The organism is Hydrogenibacillus schlegelii (assembly GCF_001653195.1).
Lineage (GTDB): Bacteria > Bacillota > Bacilli > Thermicanales > DSM-22653 > Hydrogenibacillus > Hydrogenibacillus schlegelii.
The window spans coordinates 1-21,177 of the sequence record NZ_JXBB01000014.1; the positions used below are offsets into that span (position 1 = coordinate 1).

General features: G+C 67.5%; 20 protein-coding genes. 3 read left to right on the forward strand and 17 right to left on the reverse strand.

What is annotated here, in order from left to right:
• Window positions 1–566 precede the first annotated feature (566 nt).
• A complete protein-coding gene (locus SA87_RS05630) occupies window positions 567–1,235 on the forward strand; it encodes a TerC family protein (RefSeq protein ID WP_245637662.1) in 669 nt (222 codons plus the stop codon).
• On the opposite strand, the gene SA87_RS05635 is transcribed toward SA87_RS05630, so the two are convergent.
• Entirely contained in the window at window positions 1,198–1,722 is a 525-nt protein-coding gene (locus tag SA87_RS05635) for a dihydrofolate reductase (protein ID WP_211264170.1), read from the reverse strand. The two genes, SA87_RS05630 and SA87_RS05635, sit on opposite strands and share 38 nt — an antisense overlap.
• A gap of 16 nt (window positions 1,723–1,738) precedes the next feature.
• Entirely contained in the window at window positions 1,739–2,155 is a 417-nt protein-coding gene (locus tag SA87_RS05640) for a Fur family transcriptional regulator (protein WP_245637663.1), read from the reverse strand.
• Between the two features lie 182 nt (window positions 2,156–2,337).
• On the opposite strand from SA87_RS05640, the gene SA87_RS05645 reads away from it, so the two are divergent.
• Window positions 2,338–3,243 carry a cation diffusion facilitator family transporter gene (locus SA87_RS05645; protein ID WP_066200468.1) on the forward strand — a complete coding sequence of 302 codons (906 nt, stop codon included), beginning with the start codon at window positions 2,338–2,340 and terminating at the stop codon, window positions 3,241–3,243.
• Here SA87_RS05645 and SA87_RS13690 read toward each other — a convergent pair.
• The 5 genes from SA87_RS13690 to SA87_RS05670 all read right to left on the reverse strand — a co-directional run bounded on the left by SA87_RS13690 (window position 3,209) and on the right by SA87_RS05670 (window position 10,184).
• Window positions 3,209–3,856 carry a cell division protein ZapA gene (locus SA87_RS13690; RefSeq protein WP_211258101.1) on the reverse strand — a complete coding sequence of 216 codons (648 nt, stop codon included), beginning with the start codon at window positions 3,854–3,856 and terminating at the stop codon, window positions 3,209–3,211. The two genes, SA87_RS05645 and SA87_RS13690, sit on opposite strands and share 35 nt — an antisense overlap.
• 117 nt (window positions 3,857–3,973) lie before the next feature.
• Window positions 3,974–6,556, reverse strand: coding sequence for a phenylalanine--tRNA ligase subunit beta (pheT, locus tag SA87_RS05655; RefSeq protein WP_066200472.1), 2,583 nt, complete (start codon window positions 6,554–6,556; stop codon window positions 3,974–3,976).
• Window positions 6,557–6,611: 55 nt separating this feature from the next.
• Complete coding sequence (gene pheS / locus SA87_RS05660; RefSeq protein WP_211258103.1) at window positions 6,612–7,691, reverse strand: phenylalanine--tRNA ligase subunit alpha; 1,080 nt, start codon at window positions 7,689–7,691, stop codon at window positions 6,612–6,614.
• Between the two features lie 667 nt (window positions 7,692–8,358).
• The gene (locus SA87_RS05665; RefSeq protein WP_066200477.1) at window positions 8,359–9,207 is read right to left on the reverse strand and encodes a YitT family protein; all 849 of its coding nucleotides are present in this window, start codon (window positions 9,205–9,207) and stop codon (window positions 8,359–8,361) included.
• The gene (locus tag SA87_RS05670) at window positions 9,204–10,184 is read right to left on the reverse strand and encodes a TrmH family RNA methyltransferase (RefSeq protein ID WP_066200480.1); all 981 of its coding nucleotides are present in this window, start codon (window positions 10,182–10,184) and stop codon (window positions 9,204–9,206) included. Before SA87_RS05670 ends, SA87_RS05665 begins: the two co-directional genes overlap by 4 nt.
• Window positions 10,185–10,300: 116 nt before the next feature.
• On the opposite strand from SA87_RS05670, the gene sspI reads away from it, so the two are divergent.
• A complete protein-coding gene (gene sspI / locus SA87_RS05675; RefSeq protein WP_156423652.1) occupies window positions 10,301–10,522 on the forward strand; it encodes a small acid-soluble spore protein SspI in 222 nt (73 codons plus the stop codon).
• A gap of 226 nt (window positions 10,523–10,748) precedes the next feature.
• On the opposite strand, the gene prpB is transcribed toward sspI, so the two are convergent.
• The 10 genes from prpB to SA87_RS05725 form a co-directional block, all read right to left on the reverse strand.
• The gene (gene prpB, locus SA87_RS05680; RefSeq protein WP_066200482.1) at window positions 10,749–11,669 is read right to left on the reverse strand and encodes a methylisocitrate lyase; all 921 of its coding nucleotides are present in this window, start codon (window positions 11,667–11,669) and stop codon (window positions 10,749–10,751) included.
• A gap of 75 nt (window positions 11,670–11,744) precedes the next feature.
• Window positions 11,745–13,187, reverse strand: a complete 1,443-nt coding sequence (locus SA87_RS05685; protein WP_066200484.1) for a bifunctional 2-methylcitrate dehydratase/aconitate hydratase — start codon at window positions 13,185–13,187, stop codon at window positions 11,745–11,747.
• A gap of 188 nt (window positions 13,188–13,375) precedes the next feature.
• Complete coding sequence (gene mmgD, locus SA87_RS05690) at window positions 13,376–14,485, reverse strand: citrate synthase (protein ID WP_066200487.1); 1,110 nt, start codon at window positions 14,483–14,485, stop codon at window positions 13,376–13,378.
• A 187-nt stretch (window positions 14,486–14,672) separates the two neighbouring features.
• Window positions 14,673–15,038 carry a 50S ribosomal protein L20 gene (gene rplT, locus SA87_RS05695; RefSeq protein WP_066200490.1) on the reverse strand — a complete coding sequence of 122 codons (366 nt, stop codon included), beginning with the start codon at window positions 15,036–15,038 and terminating at the stop codon, window positions 14,673–14,675.
• 167 nt (window positions 15,039–15,205) lie between these two features.
• On the reverse strand, window positions 15,206–15,400 hold the full coding sequence (rpmI, locus tag SA87_RS05700) for a 50S ribosomal protein L35 (protein WP_066200492.1): 195 nt from the start codon (window positions 15,398–15,400) through the stop codon (window positions 15,206–15,208).
• A 230-nt stretch (window positions 15,401–15,630) separates the two neighbouring features.
• Window positions 15,631–16,215, reverse strand: coding sequence for a translation initiation factor IF-3 (gene infC / locus SA87_RS05705; protein ID WP_066200495.1), 585 nt, complete (start codon window positions 16,213–16,215; stop codon window positions 15,631–15,633).
• A 651-nt stretch (window positions 16,216–16,866) separates the two neighbouring features.
• Window positions 16,867–17,979 carry a DUF418 domain-containing protein gene (locus tag SA87_RS05710; RefSeq protein ID WP_066442145.1) on the reverse strand — a complete coding sequence of 371 codons (1,113 nt, stop codon included), beginning with the start codon at window positions 17,977–17,979 and terminating at the stop codon, window positions 16,867–16,869.
• A gap of 229 nt (window positions 17,980–18,208) precedes the next feature.
• The gene (locus SA87_RS05715; RefSeq protein ID WP_066442148.1) at window positions 18,209–19,549 is read right to left on the reverse strand and encodes an ABC transporter permease; all 1,341 of its coding nucleotides are present in this window, start codon (window positions 19,547–19,549) and stop codon (window positions 18,209–18,211) included.
• 31 nt (window positions 19,550–19,580) lie between these two features.
• On the reverse strand, window positions 19,581–20,525 hold the full coding sequence (locus tag SA87_RS05720; protein WP_066200505.1) for an ABC transporter ATP-binding protein: 945 nt from the start codon (window positions 20,523–20,525) through the stop codon (window positions 19,581–19,583).
• Window positions 20,526–20,582: 57 nt separating this feature from the next.
• A complete protein-coding gene (locus SA87_RS05725; RefSeq protein ID WP_066200509.1) occupies window positions 20,583–21,041 on the reverse strand; it encodes a GntR family transcriptional regulator in 459 nt (152 codons plus the stop codon).
• Between the last annotated feature and the right edge of the window lie 136 nt (window positions 21,042–21,177).

Here is a 21,177-nt window from a genome sequence, read left to right on the forward strand (position 1 = left end):
CGGCGGCTACGCCGAGCTCAAGCAGGCCCTCGGCCGCGTCGACGCCCCGCTCAACGCGGAACGACTTCGATCGGATCGACGCCTTTTGAACGCGTGACGGCCATGAACGCGTGACGGCCTTGAACGCATCGACGCCCCTTTTTAAACGCCTGAGGCAGCAGCGTGAGCCCAGAGGAGGCCCGTTTCGGATGCGTCTGAAATCGAACCCATCGGAATGCCCCGGCCGGCCGCGCTTGACAAGGCCGGCCGGGATTTTTATACTTCCGATGGGCCGTCGATCTGAACGCCGAACGCCGCGTTCGATGACCGCCGTTTTCCTTCGAAAAGCGACAGGGGAGTAGCCTCCCGGCGCGCCCCGCCGGGCAGGCCGGCCGTCAAGACGGGCGGAAGCCCCGGCCGGTCGGCGGACGCCTTCGGATCCGCAGGCGAGACCTGATCCGGCGCCGCGCCGGCAAAGGCTCGCCCGGGCTTCCCCTGACCGGTGCAAAAATCGCCTCTGCCGCTCGGCAGAGGCGATTTTTATGTCCTTATCCATTATGACCTTATCCATAAGGGAGGAATGTCGATTGCCCATCGCCGATTTCTGGCTCGCCCTCGGAGCGATCATCGTCATCGACCTCGTCCTCGCCGGAGACAACGCCCTCGTCATCGCCCTGGCGGCCCGCGAACTTCCGCCCGGGCAAAGGCGACGTGCCGTCCTCTTCGGCACCGCCGCCGCCGTCGTCATCCGGGCCCTGGCCACCGCCGGCGTCGTCTACCTTCTTCGAATCCCCCTTCTTCTTGCGGTCGGCGGGGCGCTCCTCATCGGAATCGGGCTGAAACTCCTCGGCGGCAAGCGGAAAGGGGGCGACCACGACGCCGCCCCGGACCTCTGGTCCGCCATCCGGACGATCGCCCTGGCGGATACGGTGATGAGCCTGGACAACGTCCTCGCCGTCGCCGGCGCCGCCCGGCACGACGTCTTCCTCGTCGTCCTCGGGCTTCTCATCAGCATTCCGATCATGATCGCCGGAAGCGGGCTCATCCTCCGGCTGATCGACCGCTTTCCCGTTCTGATCGCCCTCGGCGCCTGGGTGATCGAGTGGACGGCCTTCGGCATGATCGCCGACGATCCGCTCCTTCGGCCTTTCTTCGCCCACCCGGTCGTCCACGTCCTCTGGACCCTGGTCGCCCCGACCGTCCTCGTCCTCGCCGCCCTCAGCGCCCGCCGCCGGTTCGCTCGTACGTCTCGATGACGAACGGGTAGGCGTGGCGGCCGTCGGCCGGGTGAAACACCGCCGACACCTTCCGCCACGCCTCCCGCCGCCACGGCGGAAAGAAAACATCGCCGCCGACGTCGGCGGCGACGGAGGTCAGGAGAAGCCGCCGGACGACCGGCAAAAAAAGGGCGAACATCTCCGCCCCGCCGATGACGAACGCCGGCCGGCCGCCGTACGCCGTGAGGACCGCGTCCGGGGACGAAAAAAGGTGGACTTCCGGGGGGACGTCTTCCGGACGAAGGCGACGGCTCAGGACGACGTTCTCCCGCCCCGGAAGCGGCCGCCCGAGGCTTTCGTACGTTCGGCGGCCCATGATCACCGGGTGGCCCCACGTCGTCTCGCGAAAATGCCGGAGATCGTCCGGCAGGTGCCACGGCAGCCGCCCGCCCCGGCCGATCGCCCCCCGGCGATCGACGGCGGCGATGATCGTCCACGGAACCACCTGGCGCCTTTCGTCGTCCACCGCCAGGCCCGCCCCTTTATGCCTCGTCCTCGTCGGCCCGGACGACGACGGCCGACGCTTCTTTCTTCCGGCAGTCGGCACAGATGCCTTCGAGCAAAATGCCCCCCTCGCCGATGTCAAAACCCGTCTCCTGGGCGACGCGCCGGAGCCACTCCGGCGGCGCAGGAGCGTGCACTTCCTCCAACCGATTGCAGATCCGGCAGCGGATGTGGTAATGGGCGTCCATCCGCCCGTCGTAACGCGCCACGCCGTCCCCGGCGTGAATTTCCCGGATGTAGCCGTGTTCGCTCAAGTAGCGGAGGGAATTGTACACCGTCCCGTAGGCGACGACGATCCCCTTCTCCCGCAGCCGGTCGATGACGTCGGCGGCGCTCGGATGGTCGTCGCTTTCCCGGACGATGTCCAAGATCAATTTTCGCTGGCGCGTGAGCATCCCCTTCGGTCGCATCGTCGTCCCTTCCTAAGTCATCCACATTGAACCGATTATAACATGACCCTTCCGACGACAACAACACTTTTTCCTTCTACCAAAATTTGCATGCCCGGTGCCGGCACCGTATAATAGCAAAAGAAAAAAACCCGCCGTCCCCAAGCGGACGAACGGAGGGATGCGCCATGTCGCTCGACGCCAAACGGCTCTCCGGCGAGCGCCGGGCGGCGTGGCTGAGCGTCATCGCCAACCTGTTTCTCACCGTCGGAAAGATCGCCGTCGGCCTCCGGGCCGCCAGCGAGGCTCTTTTCGCCGACGGACTCCATAATGCGGCGGATCTGTTTGCCTCCGTCGTTGTGCTCGGGGTCATCGGATACGCCAACAAGCCGGCCGACGACGACCACCCGTACGGCCACGGCAAGGCGGAGGTCGTCACCTCCGGCGTCGTCGGCCTGCTTCTTTTCATCATCGCCGCCTTCATCGTCGTCGAGGCCGGTCAGACGCTCCTTCAGGGAACGGGTCACCCTCCGGATCCGGTGGCGGCCTGGGTCGCCGCCGCCTCGTTTGCCCTGAAGTGGGCGCTCTTTCGCTATTCGCTGCACGTCGCCCGCAGGCTCCGGAGCAAGGCGATCGAGGCGATCGCCTACGATCACCAAACGGACATCGCCGCCTCCCTCGCCGCCCTCTTCGGCGTCCTCTTCGCCGTCGCCGGCGGGCAGTTCGGCGTCCCCGGGCTGGCCTATGCCGACCCGATCGGCGGGCTCATCGTCGCCGCCTTCATCGTCCGCATCGCCTGGCGGATGATGGTCGAAGCGGTTCACATCCTGATGGAACGCTCCGTCGACCCGCAGGCGCTCGACATCTACCGGTCGATCATTGCCCGCTTCCCGGACGTCAAACGGATCGACCGCATCCGGGCCCGGGAGCACGGCCACTACATCCTCCTCGACGTCCGCTTAAGCGTCCCGTCCCATTTTACGGTTCAGGAAGGGCACGACCTCGGCCGGAAGATCAAGGCGGCCCTCATGGCCGCCGACGACCGCATCCGGGAAGTGCTCATCCACCTGAACCCGTATTCTCCCGACGGATGATGCGGGCCGGCGCCGCCTCCCGCGGCGCGCTCGTTTCATCGAGCAAAAGAAAAAGCTCGTCCCGCTCGCGCCGAAGCTCGTCCCGCTCGCGCCGAAGCTCGTCCCGCTCGCGCCGAAGCTCGTCCCGCTCGCGCAAGAGTTCCGTCCGCTCGTGCCTGAGCGCTTCGTTTTCGCGCAAGAGGTCGGCCCGTTCCCGCCGGAGTTCCTCCCGTTCCCGCGCGAGCGCCTCGAGCGCCGTTCGCAGTTCATCCCGCTCCTTCCGCAGTTCGGCCTCCTGCCGGGCGAGCGCCTCCCGCTCCCGGCGGGCTTCATCGAGTTCCGCCTCCAGCCGACGGACGTCCTGCTCCCGTTCCCGCACGAGCGCCCGGGCGGCCGCCAGCCCTTCCGCCACTTCCGTCCGCTCCCGCTCCAGGCGCATGAGCTCGTCGGCGATGTTCAAGGCGGCCAGCACCGCGGTTTTCTTATGATCGAGGCGGTCGTTTCGCCGCGCGATCTCCTTCATCTTGGCGTCGACATACTCCGCGACCCGCCGGAGGTGTTCCGGCGGCGCCGTCCCCTTGAGCATGTACGTCTCGCCGAAGATCGACACCTGCGTGGAAATCGGCTCCTTCACCGCGCGTTCCCCCTACCGTCTCTCCCTACAGCGTAAGCCAAACAAAAGCCGGCGTCAACCGACGCCGGCTTTTCCTGCGACCGGATGGATCCCGCGCCCCGCGGCCGATGCCGCCTCTTAGGCTTTCCCCTGCTCAGGCCCCTCGCCCCGCAGGCGGGCGCCGTGCGCCGCCTCGACCGCCGCCACGATCGCCCGGACGCTTTCGTCGACGTCCGCCTCCGCGAGCGTCCGCTCCGGATGGCGGAAAACCAAAGCATAGGCCAAAGACCGCCGCCCTTCCGGCGCTCCGGGCCCCTCGTAGACGTCGAACAGCGCCGCCTCCTCCAGCGGCGCCGGCCCCCCGGCGGCCGCCCGGCGGATCGTCTCGAGCACCGCTTCATGAGGCACCGCCCGATCGATCCAGAAGCTCACATCCCGCCGCACGCCCGGATACCGGGGCGGCGCGCCGTAGGCGATCGCCGGGCGCCGGCGGGCGAGGAGCCGGTCGAGGGAAAGCTCAAAGGCGACCGGGCGGCTGAGCTCGTACGCCTTCGCCGCCGCCGGGTGAAGCTCCCCGACCCACCCGAGGACGGCGCCGTCCGCCTCGATCCGGGCCGTTCGGCCGGGGTGCAGGCCGGGAAGCGCCGCCGGCACAAACCGGGCCGCGATGCCGAACCGCTCCAGAATCGCCTCGACCGCCCCCTTGGCGGCGTAAAAATCATACGCTCCGCCCCGGCCGGCCACCGCGGAACCGGAAGCGACCGCCTTCGGCCTGAGGCCGAACCAGAGCGCCGCCACATGCACCGGCTCCGCCGGAAGCGCGCCGGAGCCCCGCGGGTGAAACACCTTGCCGATTTCAAAGAAACGGCCGCTTTCCACCTGATGGCGGCGGTTGTGGGCCGCCACCTCCAAAAGCCCCGGGAGGAGCGAACGCCGGAGGTGCGTTCGTCCTTCGTGCATCGGCTGAAGCACCGCCAGCGCCTCCGCACCGCTCCTCTGGCCGCCGGCGCCGGTCTCGCCGCCGCCCGAGGCCCCGACGCCGGCCCCAACGCGTCCGTCCTCGGCGTCAAAGATCGGAAACCGCCGGACGGTCTCCCCGTCGACGAGGACGTACGTCCGGGCCTCCGAAAGCCCCAGCCCCTGAAGCAGCCGGGCGATCGCCCGCTCCGCCTCCCGCCGGGACGTTCGCCCGCCGACCGTCTCCGAAAGATGCGGGACGGTGCTCGGAATCCGGTCGTAGCCGATGAGACGGGCCACCTCTTCGATCAAGTCTTCTTGAAGCGCCACATCCATCCGCCGGGTCGGCACCGTCACCCGGAACACCGGCCCCGCCGGCCCCTCCTCGACCGCCGTCGAAAACTGAAGCCGCCGGAAAACGTCCTCCACCGCCGCCCGGTCGAGGGCGGTGCCGAGGTGGCGGTTCAGCCGTTCGAGAGAAAGCCGCACCGTCCGCGGGCGGTACCGCCGGAGCGCCGCCTCGTCCCGCACGCCGACGATGCCGCCGACCGGCCGGCCGCCGGCGAGACGGCCGAGAAGCGCCGTCGCCCGCCGAAGCGCGAGCTCCACCCGCTCCGGATCGACCCCTTTTTCGAACCGGCGGCTCGCCTCGGAGCGGAGGTCGAACCGGATCGCCGTCCGGCGGATCGCCGTCCCGTCGAACAGAGCCGATTCCAAAAACACCCGCCGCGTCGACGGCACCACCTCGGTGTTCTCCCCGCCCATCACCCCGGCGAGGCCGATCGGCCGCGCCCCGTCGGTGATAACGAGATCGTCCGGCGAAAGCGCGCGCTCCCGGCCGTCCAGGGTGACGAGCGTCTCGCCGGCCGTCGCCCGGCGGACGACGATCCGCCCCGTCCCGACGCGGTCGGCGTCGAAAGCGTGAAGCGGCTGGCCGTATTCGAGCATGACGTAGTTCGTCACGTCGACGACGGTGTTGATCGGCCGGATGCCGGCGGCCAGCAGCCGGTTTTGCAGCCAGAGCGGCGACGGCCGGACGGAAAGCCCGTCGACCACCTGCCCGAGGTAAAGCGGGGCGAGGGCCGGATCGAGGACGGCGACGGAAAACGCCGCCCCGGTCGTCGGCGAAGGCGATCCGCCTTCACCGGGTTCCGGCGCCCGTTCCACCTCCGTCGCCCGAAGCGGCCGATCCAGAAGCGCCGCCACCTCCCGGGCGACGCCGACGATCGACAGGCAGTCGGCCCGGTTCGGCGTCAGATCCAGCTCCAGCACGACGTCGTCGAGGCCGAGGAGCGAGACGACGTCCGCCCCGAGGGGCGCCTCATCCGGCAGCCGGTAGAGCCCCTCCCGGGCCTCCGGCGGAAGGAGCGGGGTCTCCAGCCCGAGCTCCTCCGCCGAGCAGAGCATCCCCTCCGACGTCACCCCCCGAAACGCCTGCGGCCGGATCTCCACCCCGCCGGGCAGCCGGGCGCCGACCGTCGCGTACGGGTACCGGCCGCCGACCGCGACGTTCGGCGCGCCGGTGACGACGACGCGCGTCGGGCCGCCGGCGGCGGTTTCGACGACGGCGATCTTCAACCGGTCCGCCTCCGGATGCGGCCGGACGTCCACCACCCGGCCGACGACGACCCCGGCGACCCCCGGATTGCGCCGGTGGACCGCCTCCACCGCCACGCCGGCGGCGGTGAGCCGCTCCGCCAGCTCCTCCGGCGTCACGCCGGAAAGATCGATCCAGTCCGAAAGCCACGCCCACGAAACCCGCACCGCGCCCCTCCTCCTTCATCCTGCCGTGTCCTCGCCTCACGGTTCAATTCAGGGTTCACTCGAGGCCGGACGCCGCCGGCCCCGCACCGGTTTCTTCCGGCGCCGTCCGCCCGCCCGCCGGAACGCCCGCCTCCGCCGTCGCAAGCGGTGGGCCGGCGAGATCGGCGGCAAACGGCCGGAGCACCCGAGCGTCGTTCAGGTAAAACTGCCGGATGTCGTCGACGCCGAATTTGATCATCGCGATCCGCTCCACCCCGAGGCCGAAAGCAAAGCCGCTCACCCGCTCCGGATCGTAACCGCCCGCCTCGAGCACCTTCGGGTGCACCATGCCGGCGCCGAGCACCTCCAGCCAGCCGGTCCCCTTGCACACCCGGCAGCCGGCACCGCCGCAGGCGTGACACGTGACGTCCACCTCGGCGCTCGGCTCCGTAAACGGAAAATAGCTCGGCCGGAGGCGGATCTTCGTCCCTTCGCCGAACAGCCTTCGGGCAAACGTCTCCAGCGTCCCCTTGAGGTCGCTCATCCGCACGCCCTCGCCGACGACGAGCCCCTCCACCTGGGTGAACATGTGCGAATGGGTCGCGTCGTCCGTATCCCGTCGGTAGACGTTGCCGGGACAGATGATCTTAAGCGGCGTCTTCCCGCCCATCTTGAGCATCTCCCGCACCTGCACCGGCGACGTGTGCGTCCGAAGGAGCATCTCCTCCGTCAGGTAGAAACTGTCCTGCATCTCCCGCGCCGGGTGGTCCTTCGGAATGTTGAGCATCTCAAAATTATACCGGTCCCACTCCACGTCCGGCCCTTCGGCGACGCGGTACCCCATGCTGACGAAGATCTCCTCGATCTCCTCGATGATGAGCGACAGCGGATGCCGGGCCCCCGGCGCGAGCGGCTCGCCGGGGAGCGTCACGTCGATCGCCTCCGCGGCGAGCCGGGCCTCGAGGGCCGCCGCCTCGAGGGCCGCCTTCCGCTCCCCGTACGCCGCTTCGAGGGCCGAGCGGGCGGCGTTCAGCGCCTGGCCGAACGCCGGCCGTGCCTCCGGCGGAAGGGACCGAAGCACGGCCTGAAAGCGGGCGAGCTCCCCTTTTTTCCCGAACAGCTGCACCCGAACGGCCTCCAGCGCCTCCGGCGTCATTGCCGCCGCAATTCGGCGTCGGCCCGCTTCGGCCAGCGTCGAAAGCGCCGCCTTTTCTTCCTCGAGGGACCGCTCCTTCAGCCTTTCCTCCGACGCTTCCTTGCCTCTCGCCCGCTCCTTGGGCGCCATCGGGCGATCGTCCTCCACCATCGTCGTCCTCCCTTCGAGGCGTCTCAATAAAAAATCCGCCCCCAAAAGGGGCGGATCGGTCCGCGGTACCACCCTTCTTCGCCGGTCGGCGCCCGAAAACCAAAAGCGTTCCGGCCCGCTCCGGCCTTCCTTGGCGATAACGGCGGCTTACCGCCGCCGACGGCTACTGGGACGCCGCGTGGCTGCGCCGCTTTAGGCGACCCGATCGGCCGGACGCATCGAAAACCGGCCGATGGCTTTCGTCGGCGCGGCGGACGACGGGCGCCGTTCACCGCCGGTGCTCCGAAGGGAAATGCCCGGCGCCCGCCTGAAAGGGGCTTTCAGTCGCCGACCCCTTCTCCCTGGCAGGCGGCCTTCCGGACACGTGGCTTCATCCTCGCATCCCGCATCCGATTGTCATCCCGGCCGGCCGCATCCGTCCGGAGCGGCGGGCGTCCCGCCCGTTCGGCTGTCCCTCATTATAGCCGCCGCCGGCGGCGCCGTCAAACCCCGCCGGCCGTCCTTCGACGTCCTCCGGTCAATGAATCGCCCGCTTGTTGAACCGACCGCCGAGCACGTCGTGGACGTTTTCAAAGATGACAAACGCGGCCGGGTCCAGGTCCTGGACGATCGACTTAAGCTTCGTCACCTCGAGGCGCGTCACCACGCAGTAGAGGAGCTTTTTTTCCTCCTTGCTGTAGCCGCCGACGCCGGTGAGATACGTCACCCCGCGCCCGAGCCGGGCGATGATTGCCTCCCCGATCGCCTCCGCCCGATCGGAGATGATGACGACCGACTTCATCTCCTCAAGACCGGTGAGCACGATGTCGATGACGCGATAGGCGACGTAATAGGCGATCAACGAATACATGGCGCTCTCCAAAGAAAAGACGAACGCCGCGGTCGTGAAGACGAACAGGTTAAAAAACATGACGATTTCGCCGACGGAAAAATCCGTCCGCTCGTTCAGCACGATGGCCACGATCTCCGTCCCGTCGAGCGATCCGCCGCTCCGCAGGACCAAACCGACGCCGGCGCCGAGGAGGACGCCGCCGAACACCGTCGCCAGAAACGCGCTGTCGACCATCGGCGGCACCCGATCGAGGAGCGTCACCCAGCCGGCGAGGAGCAGGTTGGCGCCGAGGGTGGAAAAGACGAACGTCTTGCCGATCTCCCGGTAGCCAAGCCAGAGAAACGGGAAGATAAACAGGACGATCCACGGCCCGAGGGGCGAGCGGGTGAGGTGATGGGCGATGATCGAAAGCCCCACCGTCCCGCCGTCGATCATCCGGAACGGGATGAGGAGAAGTTTGAGCGCCACCGCGACGAGGAACGTTCCGACGACGATGCCGAGTCCCTGCCGGACGAAACGAAAAGCCGCCCTCATCGCCCCATCCCCTCGCCGCTTAAGAAGCGGGCCCGATGGCGGCCAAGGACGTAGAGCAGGATGCTCCCGGCGACGGCGGCGTTCAGCGACTCGGCCCGCCCCCACTGCATGATGCGGACGTTTTGATCCGAAAGGCGGAGCGCCGCCGGCGACACGCCGCGGGCTTCGTTGCCGATGACGAGGGCGAATCGTCCGGCCGGACGCACGGCCTCGATGTCGATCCCGTCTCGGGGATGGGTGGCCAGAATCTGCACGCCCCGTCGCCGAAGCGCTTCGAGGGCGGCCGTCAACCCGGAGGCGGCGGCCCGGACGGACGTCGCCTCCGACGTGTCTGCTTCGGATAGACCGACCGCACCGCACGGATCTTCCGCCCCGGCCGGATAGGCCGAACCGCCCGACCCCTCCGGCGCCAGCGTGCAGATCGGCAGGTGAAAATGCGCCCCCTGGGCGCTTCGGAGCACCTTCCCGCTCCACGGGTCGGCGCTCCCCGGCCCGACGATGACGCCGCCGGCGCCGAAAGCGTCCGCCGAGCGAAGAAGCGTGCCGACGTTCCCCGGGTCGCTCACCCCGTCGAGGACGAGGATGAAAGGCGCCCGGTCGACGATCGCCGACCAAGCCCCTTCCGGAGACGGCAGCCGGACGACGGCGAAAATCCCCTGCGGCGTCTCCGTCTCGGCCAGCCGCCGCACCGCCGCGGCGCCGAGTCGGACGAGGGAGATCGGCCGACCGGCGGCCCGCAGCGCTTCGACCGCTTCGACGATGGAGCGAAGAGGCGGCGCTTCCGCCCGGTCCGCCGCCACCAGCACCGCCTCAAGCCCCGGATCGTGGAGCGCTTCCGCCACGAGGTGCGGCCCCTCGACGAGAAAGCGCCCAGACCGCCGGCGCTCCCGGGGCATCTTCAACCGGGCCCACGCCTGGATCCGGGGGTTGTGGGGCGACGCAATCACCGCCGCTTCCGGCCGCGACCGTCCGGCCATGCGTCTCCCTCCTTCCTCCGTTCGTCTTTCGGCGGCGCATAAGCGCCGGCCGCCGGGAAACGTTAAAAGAGGCGCGGCGAAGAAGGCCGCAAGATCGTGCGAAAGGGGGCGTCCCCGTGGCCATCACCCATCGCGACATCGACATCCGCCAAGCCCTCGAGCAAAAACTCCACGGGATCAAGCCGGACCGGCTCCGGGCGATCATCGAAGACGCCATCGACGCTCAGGAAGAAAAAACCCTTCCCGGCCTCGGCTTTTTGTTCGAGCTCCTCTGGCAGGCGAGCGATGACGTCGAACGGAAGGCGGTCCTGGAAAAGATCGCCGGCAAGCTTGCGTAATCCGCGGTCGGATTGGATCGCGGCGGTCTGATTGTATCACGGTCGTCGGCCGGCACCAAACCGCCCCAGGGGATACGCCCGAGGCGGAAGGAACCCGCCAACGGCAAGAAAAACGCTGCCCTCGAAGGCGGCGGTGTTTTTCTTTTCATACGTCTGCATTACGTCTTCATTCGACGCGGCGACGCCCGGCCCCGCTTTCGAAAGCGGCCGGAGGGCGGGAGGCCTTTCAAAACGGCGCCCGCCCCGATCCCTCCAGAACGGTTTTCGCGATCTTCGCGTCGAGCGCCTCGTAGGCAAAGTAGTCGATCGTCTCATACAGCTCTTTGCGCGTCTGCATCTCCGGAAGGAGGGCCGTCTGCGTCCCTTCGGCCATGAGCGTCCGGTACGTTCTCTCGTACGCCTTCGCCGCCATCCGGAGCGCCGTGACCGGGAAGAGGACCATCTGGTAGCCCCATGCCTCGAACTGGGCCGCCGTGTAGTACGGCGTCTTCCCGAACTCCGTCATGTTGGCGAGAAGCGGCGCATCGATCCCTTTCCGGAACGCCCGAAACGCCGCTTCGTCCGGAAGCGCCTCGGGGAAGATCGCGTCGGCGCCCGCCTCGACGTAAAGCCGCGCCCGCTCGAGGGCCCGCTCGAGCCCCTCGACGGCGTAGGCGTCCGTCCGGGCGACGACGTAGAGCGTCGGTTCGACTTCTTTGATCGCCCGGACCTTCTGGGCCATCTCCTCCGGATCGACGAGGGCCTTGCCGTTTAAGTGCCCGCATTTTTTCGGCAGCACCTGATCCTCGATCTGAATCGCCGCGACCCGGGCTTCGACCATTTCTCGGGCCGTCCGGACGGCGTTCAGCGCGCCGCCGAAGCCGGTGTCGACGTCGACGAGAAGCGGCAGATCCGTCGCCCGGACGATGTCCCGGGCCCGTTCCGCCACCTCCGCCGACGTCACCAGACCGAGGTCGGGGAGCGCCCGGCTGGCGGTGTAGGCGGCGCCGGAAAGGTAGAGCGCCCGCGCGCCGGCGGCCCGGGCCAGCCGCGCCGCGAGGGCGTCCGGCGCGCCGGGGAGGATGAGGATCTCCTTCGCCTCGACGAGGCGGCGAAACGCCGCCGCGAGCTCCGGCTGCGGCGTTCCCCGCTCGGTAAACCACGCCATCTCCGTCCCTCCTTTCACGGATCCGCCCGGCCGCGGATCGCCCCGGCCGGGCCTTTTCATCGTCTCGATCGGCCGTCACTCCGCAAGAAGCGTCATCAGCCGGTCGACGTCCCAGTCGGGGAAGGCCGGATCCTCGGCGAACAGGCGGTAGATCGTCGCCGCCTTTTTCGCCGGGTAGCGGCTCTTGAGCGCTCGCTCGAACTTCTCGAGGAGAAGCGGAATCCCTTCCTCCCGGCGGCGGCGGTGGCCGATCGGATAGAAGACTTCCACCTTCTCCGTCGCGGAGCCGTCTTTGAAGAAGACCTGCACCGCGTTCGGGATCGCCCGCCGCTCCGGATCGTAATACGCCTCGGTGTAGGCCGGGTCTTCGACGACGTCCGTCACGGCCCGCAGCCGGTCGATCCGCGGGTCGAGGGCGATCGGCTCCTCGTAGTGGTCGCTCGTGAGGTCCCCGTAGATGAGCGCCACGGCGGTCATGTACTGGATGCAGTGGTCCCGGTCCGCCGGGTTGTGGAGCGGGCCCTTTTTGTCGATGATGCGGACCGCCGGTTCCTGCGTCGTGATGACGATGCGGTCGATCTCGTCCAGCCGGTCTTTGACCTGCGGATGGAGCTTGAGCGCCGCTTCAACGGCCGTCTGGCCGTGGAACTCCGCCGGGAAGCTGATCTTAAAGAGGATGTTTTCCATGACGTAGCTTCCGAACGGCCGGGCGAGGGTGAGGGGTTTGCCCTTGAGGACGACCGCTTCGAAGCCCCACGTCGGCGCCGAAAGCGCCGTCGGGTAACCCATCTCGCCCTTTTGCGCCCACAGGGCGAGCCGGACCGCCCGGCTCGTCGCGTCGCCGGCCGCCCACGACTTCCGGGAGCCGGTGTTCGGGAAATGCCGGTACGTCCGGAGCGCCGCCCCGTCGATCCAGGCGTTCGAGACGGCGTTTTGAATCTCTTCCCGGGTGAGATCGAGGAGCGCCCCGGCGACGGCGGTCGAGGCGACCTTGACGAAGTGGACGTGGTCGATGCCGACGCGGTTCAAGCTGTTCTCCAGCGCCAGCACGCCCTGGATCTCGTAGGCCTTGATCATCGCCGTCAGCACATCCCGGACCGTAAGCGGCGCCTCGCCGAGCGCCCGCCGGCGGCGGCTTTCGTAGTCGGCAACGGCGAGGATGGCGCCGAGGTTGTCCGACGGGTGCCCCCATTCGGCGGCGAGCCACGTGTCGTTGTAGTCGAGCCAGCGGATCATCGTGCCGATGCTGAACGCCGCCGTCACCGGATCGAGCTCGTACGGCGTCCCCGGCACCCGGGCGCCGCCGGGAAGCGTCGCTCCCGGGACGACCGGCCCGATCATCTTCGTCGCCTCCGGATAGGCGAGGGCGTAAAGGCCCGAGGCGAGGGCGTCGGCCAAGGCATAGCGGGCCGTCTCGTAGGCGAGGGGGCTTTCGATGCTGGCGTTTTTGGCATAATCGGCGATCTCGACGATGAGCCGGTCGAACGATCGCTCGTTCTTCGGCGACCCTGACGTCACACCTACCGCTCCTTTCCCGCTTCGGCCGGCATGGCCGGTCGCTTTTCCGTGATGCTCGACTTCGATCGGCTGAGAAGGCCCCCGATCGCCCAGCCGCCGACGCGCCGGGGCGGCGGCCGGGACGGGCGAACGGTCAGGGTGCACCGTCCGGATTTGAACCTTTCACCTTGCGGGCTTGAGCCCCCGCGTCACCTTGTGGGCTTGAGCCCCCGCGGGCCGGTGTAACGAACCCGCGGCCGAAAGAGCCGGTTGGCCGCATGCTGCTCGACGACGTGGGCGACGAGGCCCGCCGTTCGGGCGGCGAAGAAGATCGGCGTGTAGAGCTCGATCGGAATGCCGAGGACGTAGTAGACCGGCGCGGCGTAGTAGTCGAGGTTCGGGTAGAGGCCCTTTTCCCGTTGCATCACCGCTTCGCCGACCTCGCCCATCGCGAGCCACCTCCCGTCGGCCCCGGCGTCGACGAGCGTCCGGAGCGTCTCTTTGAGCAGAGCGGCCCGGGGGTCCATCTTCTTCATGTACACCCGGTGGCCGAAACCCATGATCCGCTCCTTGGCGGCGAGCTTGTTCAGGATGAGCGCCTCCATCCCCTCCGGCGTCCCGGCTTCGAGCATCATGTGCATGACCGCTTCGTTCGCGCCGCCGTGGAGCGGCCCCTTCAGCGAGGCGACGGCGCCGGTGAGCGCCCCGTAGAGGTCGCTCATCGTCGAGGCGATGACCCGGGCGGTGAACGTCGAGTTCGGCATTTCGTGCTCACTGTATGCGATGAGCGAGATGTCGAACGCCCGCACTTCCGCCGGCGTCACGTTCCGGCCGACGATCATCGTCAGCATGTTTTCCACGAAACCGCGGCCGGGGTTCGGTTCCGCCGGCGGCCGGCCCTCGGCGATGTGGTGCAGGTTGGCGACGACGGTGGCGATCTTCGCCAGCGCCCGGATCCCCTTCCGGCGGTTCGCCTCCGGCGAGTGGTCGTCCACCTCCGGGTCAAATCCGGCGAGGGCCGACACCGCCGTCCGGAGGCGGTCCATGGCGTGCATCGACGGCGGGAGCGCCCGGAGAATCGTCCAGATCGCCTCCGGTACCCGGCTTTCGGCGACGAGCGTCCGCTCCAGCTCGCTTCGCCGCGCCTCATCCGGGAGCGCCCCGTCGATGAGGAGGGCGGCGACGTCGACGTACGTTTTCTCCCGGGCCAGATCGAGCAGGTTGTAGCCGCGGACGACGATCTCTTCGTGATCGACGTCCAGGAACGAAATGGCCGTCTCGGCGGCGATGACCCCTTCGAGCCCCGGACGATAGTCCATCTTCTCCGCTCCTTTGCTCGGGTAATCGGATCGGCCCTTCGGTTTTTGAGAAGAAACGGCGTCTTGCGGTTTGAAACGACCGGTACGATTATAGCACAATATGTGAAAGGACAAAACTGAAAAACGGCGAAAAAAGGCAGGGCGTTTTTCATCCGCCCTGCCCCGGACTGCCCGATCGGCTTTCGCCTCAGGCTTGCGCGTTCAGATGCTGCTTGGCCACGTCGACGAGCCGCTTGAAGCTCTCGGCATCCCGAACGGCGAGCTCCGCGAGCATCTTCCGGTTGATCGCCACGCCCGCCTGCTTGAGGCCGTACATGAACTTGTTGTACGAAAGACCGTTCATTCGGGCGGCGGCGTTGATGCGGACGATCCAGAGCCGCCGGAAGTCCCGCTTCCGCTGCCGCCGGTCCCGATACGCGTAGACGAGGGATTTCCACACCTGCTGCTTGGCGGTGCGGTAAAGGGCATGCTTGGCGCCGAAATACCCTTTGGCGAGCTTTAAGATCTTCTTCCGCCGCCGGCGGGTGACCGGCGAATTTTTGACCCGTGCCACGGTCGACTCCTCCTTTTTGAGCGCACCTTTTTTCCGCGCCGGTTCGACGGGTCCGTGCCGTCTCCGGTTGAAACCTCTCTCGAGGGCGACCCAACCGTCCCGGGAGCCGTCCTTGCCATTGCCGGCGATCCGACGAACCCCCGGCGGACGGTCATCCGCTCAGAAGCTCAGTACGGCAGCAGGCGGATCGTCCGCTTGTAGTCGCCGATCTTGAGCACGCTCTCCCCGCGCAGGCGCCGCTTCCGCTTGGCGTTTTTGTGCGTGAGGAGGTGGCTTTTGTTGGCGCGGTATTTGATGAGCTTGCCGCTTCCGGTCTTCTTAAAGCGCTTTGCCGCGCCGCGATGGGTCTTCATCTTCGGCATCGTTCGGTCCTCCTTCGGTTCTCTTCACTCCGAGCGCCCCCGTCCGGGCGGCCGTCGGTCAGGCGGGAATGACGCCCGCGCCGCCTCGGTCGACGGCCTTCCGCCGCCGGAAGCCGGCCCTCGGCCTTCCCCCGTCCATCCGGTGTCGGCCGTCGTTCCTCCGCCCCAAGAAGCCCGACGGCGGCCGCGGCCCCTCCGCACGTCGGGCGGCCGCCATCGGCGGCCCGCCCTCAGCGCTCGGCCCGAGGCGTCGCGTCTTTTCGCTCGCCTTTCTCCGGCTTTTCCGCCTTCGGCGCAAGGATCATGATCAGGCTCCGGCCTTCCAAGAGCGGCGGACGCTCGACGACGGCGATGTCTTTCGTGCCTTCGATCACCCGCTGCATGACTTCGGCGCCGATTTCGGCGTGGGTGATCTGCCGTCCGCGGAAGCGGAGCGAGCATTTCACCTTATCGCCTTCCTGGAGAAATTTAATCACATGCCGGAGCTTCGTGTTGAAGTCGTGTTCCTCGATCGTCGGGCTGAAGCGGACTTCCTTGATCGTGATGACCTTTTGCTTTTTCCGGGCCTCCCGCTCTTTTTTGCTCTGCTCAAATTTATATTTGCCGTAATCCATGATCCGGCACACCGGCGGCGAGGCCTGGGGCGCGATGTTGACGAGGTCGAGGTTTTTCTCCCGCGCCAGGCGGAGCGCCTCCCGGAGCGGCACGATGCCGATCTGCCGCCCGTCGACGTCGATGAGGCGCACTTCCCGCGCGCGGATCGCCTCGTTCACCTGAATGTCACGGTTCGTTTTGCTAATCGAAGCCACCTCCATCACCGATGATGGGTCGGCGCCGGCGCTTCAGATCGCTCGCCTCCGATGCCCCGAAGCGCGACCCGTCGAGACGCCCGACCCGCCGAGGCGCGCGACCCGAGCCATGCGTCCGAACCGCACCGTCCCCCCGACCCGGGGCCGGCGCTCTCCGCGGTATGAAAAAAAGCGCGTGACCCCACGCGCTCACCCTCTGCCGTTCGCTTCCTTCCGCCCGACCCGGCCGGATCCAACGCAGACCCGGGACGGTTCGCCATCGGCCCAGAGCGGATCGGCGCCCGCCGCTTCCGGGCGCTTCGGCGACGATCCGCCTCAGACCTTAAGGCGCCGGATTCGACGCCTCCGACGATCGCGTCCTTCCGTCCTGCGTCCGTCCTTCCGCAGCTTAGGCTCCGGCGGAACAAAGCGGTGGTGGTCGATGACCTTGCCGGCGAACGCCGCAAGGTGAGAAGCGCGGGGCTTCTGCTTTTTCATCCCGCCGATGTATTCAACACATAGAGGCAGTGTATCGGATCCGCCGCGGAATGTCAATTGAACGTATGTTTGTCCTGCCGTGGGTTCGATCTTCCGGATGCCGCCCCGTCTTCGTCGCCGGGGCGGGCGCGCGCCGGTGCATCCCCGGCCGGAAGCGGGCTCCGTCCGGAGCGGGGCGGGCTATCGCCGAAGCGGAATCCATCGCCCGTACGTCCCCATCCGCCAGAGCCACTCCAGCGGACCGAAGCGATACCGCCGGAGCCAGAAGCGGCTCACCGCGACGTTGACGCCGTAAATCGCCCCCGCCGCCCAAAGCTCCTCCGCGAGCGTCGTCGCTCCGTACAACCGAAAAAGCCGCATCAAACCGACGGCAAGAACCGTCTGCAGGATGTAATTCGTAAACGCCATCCGGCCGACGGCGACGATCGGCGCCGTCCAGGCCGGAAGCGCCGGCGGCACCCACCGAAAGAAAACGAGCCCGTAGACAAAGCTCATCGCCCAGCCGGTCAGAAGCACGAGCGCCCAGTCTTCGACCGTCGGTCCGACGGCCGAAACGCCGAGGCGTCGCCAGAGCAAAAGCAAAAAAAGCGGCAGCCACACGACGAGCGCCCACCGGAGCCCTCGGTTCAGAAGCGCCCGGTGCGCCGCCGGCCGTTCGGCCACCCCGAGCTTGCCGAAGGCGAGCCCGACGAGCATAAACGGCAAAACCTGAACGAGCGCCAACCCTTCGGATCCGAGCACGAGCGGAAGCTCCGTCCTCCAGCGAAACCGAAGCCACGACCAAACGTCCCCCCGCCGATAGACGTCGATCGCCGCCGCCGCCGTCTCCGGGTCGGCGAGATCGAAAGCCGCCTCTTCGGCGAGGCGCGGATCGTCCCCGGCTTCGACCGACAGAAGCTGAAGGGCCGGCAGGCCGAACAAAAGCGCCCCGGCGACGAGTCCTCCGAGCGCCCAGCGCCAGAGCGCCCGAGGCGAAAGCCGTTCGAACAGAAGGAGCGCCAAACCGCCCAGCGCATAGGTGTGCAGAATATCTCCGAACCAGAAAAAGGCCAGATGGACCGCGCCGAACCCCAGCAACCAGAAAAACCGTCGGAGCGCCAGCGCCTCGGCCGGCGCCCCTTTGTCCCGCGCCCGTTTCATGAAAAGATAAAATCCAAGGCCGAACAAAAACGAAAAGAGCGGATAAAATCGATTCTCCACGAACAGATCGAGCCCGATCCGAAGCGCCCGATCGAGCGGCGTCCGGACGTCGCCGGACGGCATGAAAAGCTCCGGCCCCCAAAACGACGGCATGTTCGCCAGGACGATGCCGAAGACGGCGATGCCCCGGAGAAGATCGAGCGAAGCGATCCGCGACCGTTCGTCGGTCGGCCCCGGTCCCTCCGCCGGGCCGGCGCCGTTCGGTTCGTCCCGCCCGCCACGTTCCGCACTTTCCGCCCTGCGCCTTGCCCGCCTTTCTCGTTCGATTGGAGTTTCTCGCCCGATGGAAGTTCACCTCTCCTTTCCTTTTGCGACCCGTCTGTTAGACGCTTGCTTCCCCGCGCATCGCCTGCCAGAACCGCCGCCAGCTCCACGGTTCATAGCTTAAGATCATCCGCCGGAATAGCCGGCCGGCAAACGCCAGCAGCGCGGCCGCCGAAAGCGCGAGGAGCCCGACGATCCCGGCGATCTCCCACCCGGCCACGCTCCCCAGCGCGATGCGCACGAACAGAAGAAGCGGCGTAAAGGGCGGCAGCCAGGAAAGGACGCGGACGAAAGACGCATCCGGCATCCGAAGCGCCCACATCGCGATGATGAAGGCCAGCACGAACAAAAGCGTTACCGGCGTCGTCGCCGTATTCGCCTCTTCCACCCGGGCGATCATCGACCCCACGGCGGCGAAAATGGCGGCGTAGAACAAATACCCCAGTACGAACAGAAGAAGCGCATAGCCCAGAAGATCGAGCGGCATCTTGGACAGGTCAAACGAATCGCCGAAGAGCGTGACGGTTCCCCTCCGAGAGACGCCGTACAGAATGAGCCCCGCCGCCGCGTACTGCACGACGAACACGCCGAGCATCGCCAAAATTTTGGCCCACATGTACGCAAGCGGCGACACGCTCGGAAGCACCAGCTCGATGAACCGGCTCGACTTTTCCCGGATGAGCTCCATCACCAGCGAACCCGCTCCACCGACGATGAAAAGGTAAAGCAGGAGCACCATGACGTAAGTCATTCCGATCGCCAGACCCATCTGCTCGCGGGCGTCTTCCTCACCGCCCTGAAGGGTCCGGTACGTAAACGGCGGCGGATCGACGAGGGCCGACACCATCTCCGGCCCGAGGCCAAGCCGCTCGGCCGCGAGGCGCCGCTGAAGCGCCTGAAAGACGTCCGTCACCCGTTCGTTCAGCGAGGCGTTCGTTCCCGTCTTCGTGAGCACCGTCCCGGTCATCCGCCCGCTCGGATAAAGGCGGACCTCGACGTACGCGTCGAGCGCCCCCGACGCGACGCCCGCCTCGCCGGCGGCCTTGGCAGGCTCAAGGGCCGCTTCCGGCCCCCGTCCACCGGCGGCATCCGGCGCCCGCCCCGCCTTGCCGCCTTCAGCCGCCGGCCCGAAGGTCGCCTGCAGGCGGACGTGCATCCGCTCGAGCATCGCTTGCATCTCCGGGTCCCCGGCCAGAGACAGAACCGCCTGCACGTCCGCCGGCGTCCCGCCGATTCCGATGACCGTCTCTCCCTGGCGATCGACGAAATAGCGGACGATCGTCTCCAGATTCGTAAAGAATAGCACCGCCCCGACGATCATCCCCACCGACGCCCAGTACGCCGGGTTTTTCAGCTTCGACGAAAATGAAAACCGGAAAACCGCCCCGAACCCCCTCACCCACGCCGCCCCCTTCATTCTTCGACCTGCATCATGATTCTTCCTGCATCGCAGCCACGAACAGCTCGTGAAGCGTCGGCTCCAGCCGCGCAAACGTCCGCACCCGGCCCAGCGAAAGGGCCGTTCTCAGCACGACCTGCGCGACGTCGTCGTCCTCGACCTCTACGACGGTCTGCCGGCCTGCCGCGATCGATCGCACGCCGGGAACCCGAAGCGCCTCCGCCCGCCGCGCCCATTCGGCTCGAGCGGCGGGCGTCTCCTCGTCCGGCGCCTCCGCCTCGTCGAACCATTCCAGCACGTATTTGATCACCGGCACCGCCGCCCGGAGCGCCGCCACCGTCCCCCGGCGGACGATGCGGCCCCTTCGGAGGAGGATGAGCTCATCGACGAGCGCTTCCACCTGGTCCATCCGGTGGCTGGAAAGCAGGATCGTCTTTCCCTGGGCTTTCAGGTTCTGCATCTCCTCCCGGATGAGATCTACATTGACCGGGTCGAAACCGCTGAACGGCTCATCGAAGATGACGAGCGCCGGATCGTGAAGCACCGCCGCGATGAACTGCACCTTCTGCTGGTTCCCTTTGGAGAGCGTCTTCACCTTCCGCCGCCGCGCCGCCCCGAGACCGAAGCGCTCCAGCCACGCCGCCGCCCGCCGGCGGGCCTCCCGCGGGGAAAGCCCTTTGAGCGTCCCGAGGTAAACGAGCACCTCCTCGACCTTCGCCTGCTCGTCGAGGCCTCGCTCCTCCGGAAGATACCCGATCTCCCGGCGCGTCTTCTCGTCGAGCGGACGCCCCTGCCAGCGGATCTTCCCGGCATCCGGCGCGACGAGGCCGAGGATCATCCGGAGCGTCGTCGTCTTGCCCGCCCCGTTGGCCCCGAGGAGCCCGAAGATCCGCCCCGGACGCGCCTCAAAGTCGATCCCGTCGACCGCCCGCACCGCGCCGAACGACTTTTTCAGCCCCTGAACGGCAAGCGCCATCGCCGTCTCTCCTCCTTAAAGTTCAGTCTGTTTGCAGATTAGACCCTCTAAAAATGTTTAACCAGCGGAGCCGCCGGTCGGATCTCCGCTCTCCGGACGGTTCTCCGGCCGCTCGCCTTGCCCGCCCAAAACGTCGGGCGCCTTCAACACCGCTTCGAACAACCGAACGATCTCCGCATCCGTTAGGCCGAGGCGCCGGCTCCGTTCGATCGCCTCCCGAAGCGCCTCCCGGGCAAGCGCCAGCCGGTCCGCCCGCCGCGCCGCCTCGTCATAGCCGGCGACAAACGTCCCCCTTCCCTGCTCCGACCGGATCCAGCCCTCGACCTCCAGCTCCTGGTACACCCGCCGCGTCGTGATCACGCTCACGCGAAGGGCCTCGGCGAGGCCCCGGATCGACGGAAGCGGCGTCCCCGGCGGCAATAACCCGCTCAGAATGCGCTCCTTCAGCTGCCGTTTGATCTGCTGGTAGATCGGCGCCGGATCCTCCGGATCGATGCGGATCATCAGCGGGTCCATCGCGCTTCATCCTGTTCACGCTCTGATTCTGTGTATATCTATATTCACAATATACCCGTCTGATCCCCACCTGTCAAGCCACCAAAAGCCCGGCCGCATCAACGTTCGGTCAACGGCGATCCCCCCATCCCCGACG

Bases quoted from the DNA above. Each gene is read 5' to 3' on its own strand.
- SA87_RS05640 (WP_245637663.1), bottom strand. From the start codon at position 2,155: ATGCTCACGCGCCAGCGAAAATTGATCTTGGACATCGTCCGGGAAAGC.
- SA87_RS05645 (WP_066200468.1), top strand. From the start codon at position 2,338: ATGTCGCTCGACGCCAAACGGCTCTCCGGCGAGCGCCGGGCGGCGTGG.
- pheS (WP_211258103.1), bottom strand. From the start codon at position 7,691: ATGACGCCGGAGGCGCTGGAGGCCGTTCGGGTGCAGCTGTTCGGGAAA.
- SA87_RS05665 (WP_066200477.1), bottom strand. From the start codon at position 9,207: ATGAGGGCGGCTTTTCGTTTCGTCCGGCAGGGACTCGGCATCGTCGTC.
- SA87_RS05670 (WP_066200480.1), bottom strand. From the start codon at position 10,184: ATGGCCGGACGGTCGCGGCCGGAAGCGGCGGTGATTGCGTCGCCCCAC.
- prpB (WP_066200482.1), bottom strand. From the start codon at position 11,669: ATGGCGTGGTTTACCGAGCGGGGAACGCCGCAGCCGGAGCTCGCGGCG.
- mmgD (WP_066200487.1), bottom strand. From the start codon at position 14,485: ATGGACTATCGTCCGGGGCTCGAAGGGGTCATCGCCGCCGAGACGGCC.
- rpmI (WP_066200492.1), bottom strand. From the start codon at position 15,400: ATGCCGAAGATGAAGACCCATCGCGGCGCGGCAAAGCGCTTTAAGAAG.
- infC (WP_066200495.1), bottom strand. From the start codon at position 16,215: ATGGAGGTGGCTTCGATTAGCAAAACGAACCGTGACATTCAGGTGAAC.
- SA87_RS05710 (WP_066442145.1), bottom strand. From the start codon at position 17,979: ATGCCGTCGTTTTGGGGGCCGGAGCTTTTCATGCCGTCCGGCGACGTC.
- SA87_RS05720 (WP_066200505.1), bottom strand. From the start codon at position 20,525: ATGGCGCTTGCCGTTCAGGGGCTGAAAAAGTCGTTCGGCGCGGTGCGG.
- SA87_RS05725 (WP_066200509.1), bottom strand. From the start codon at position 21,041: ATGGACCCGCTGATGATCCGCATCGATCCGGAGGATCCGGCGCCGATC.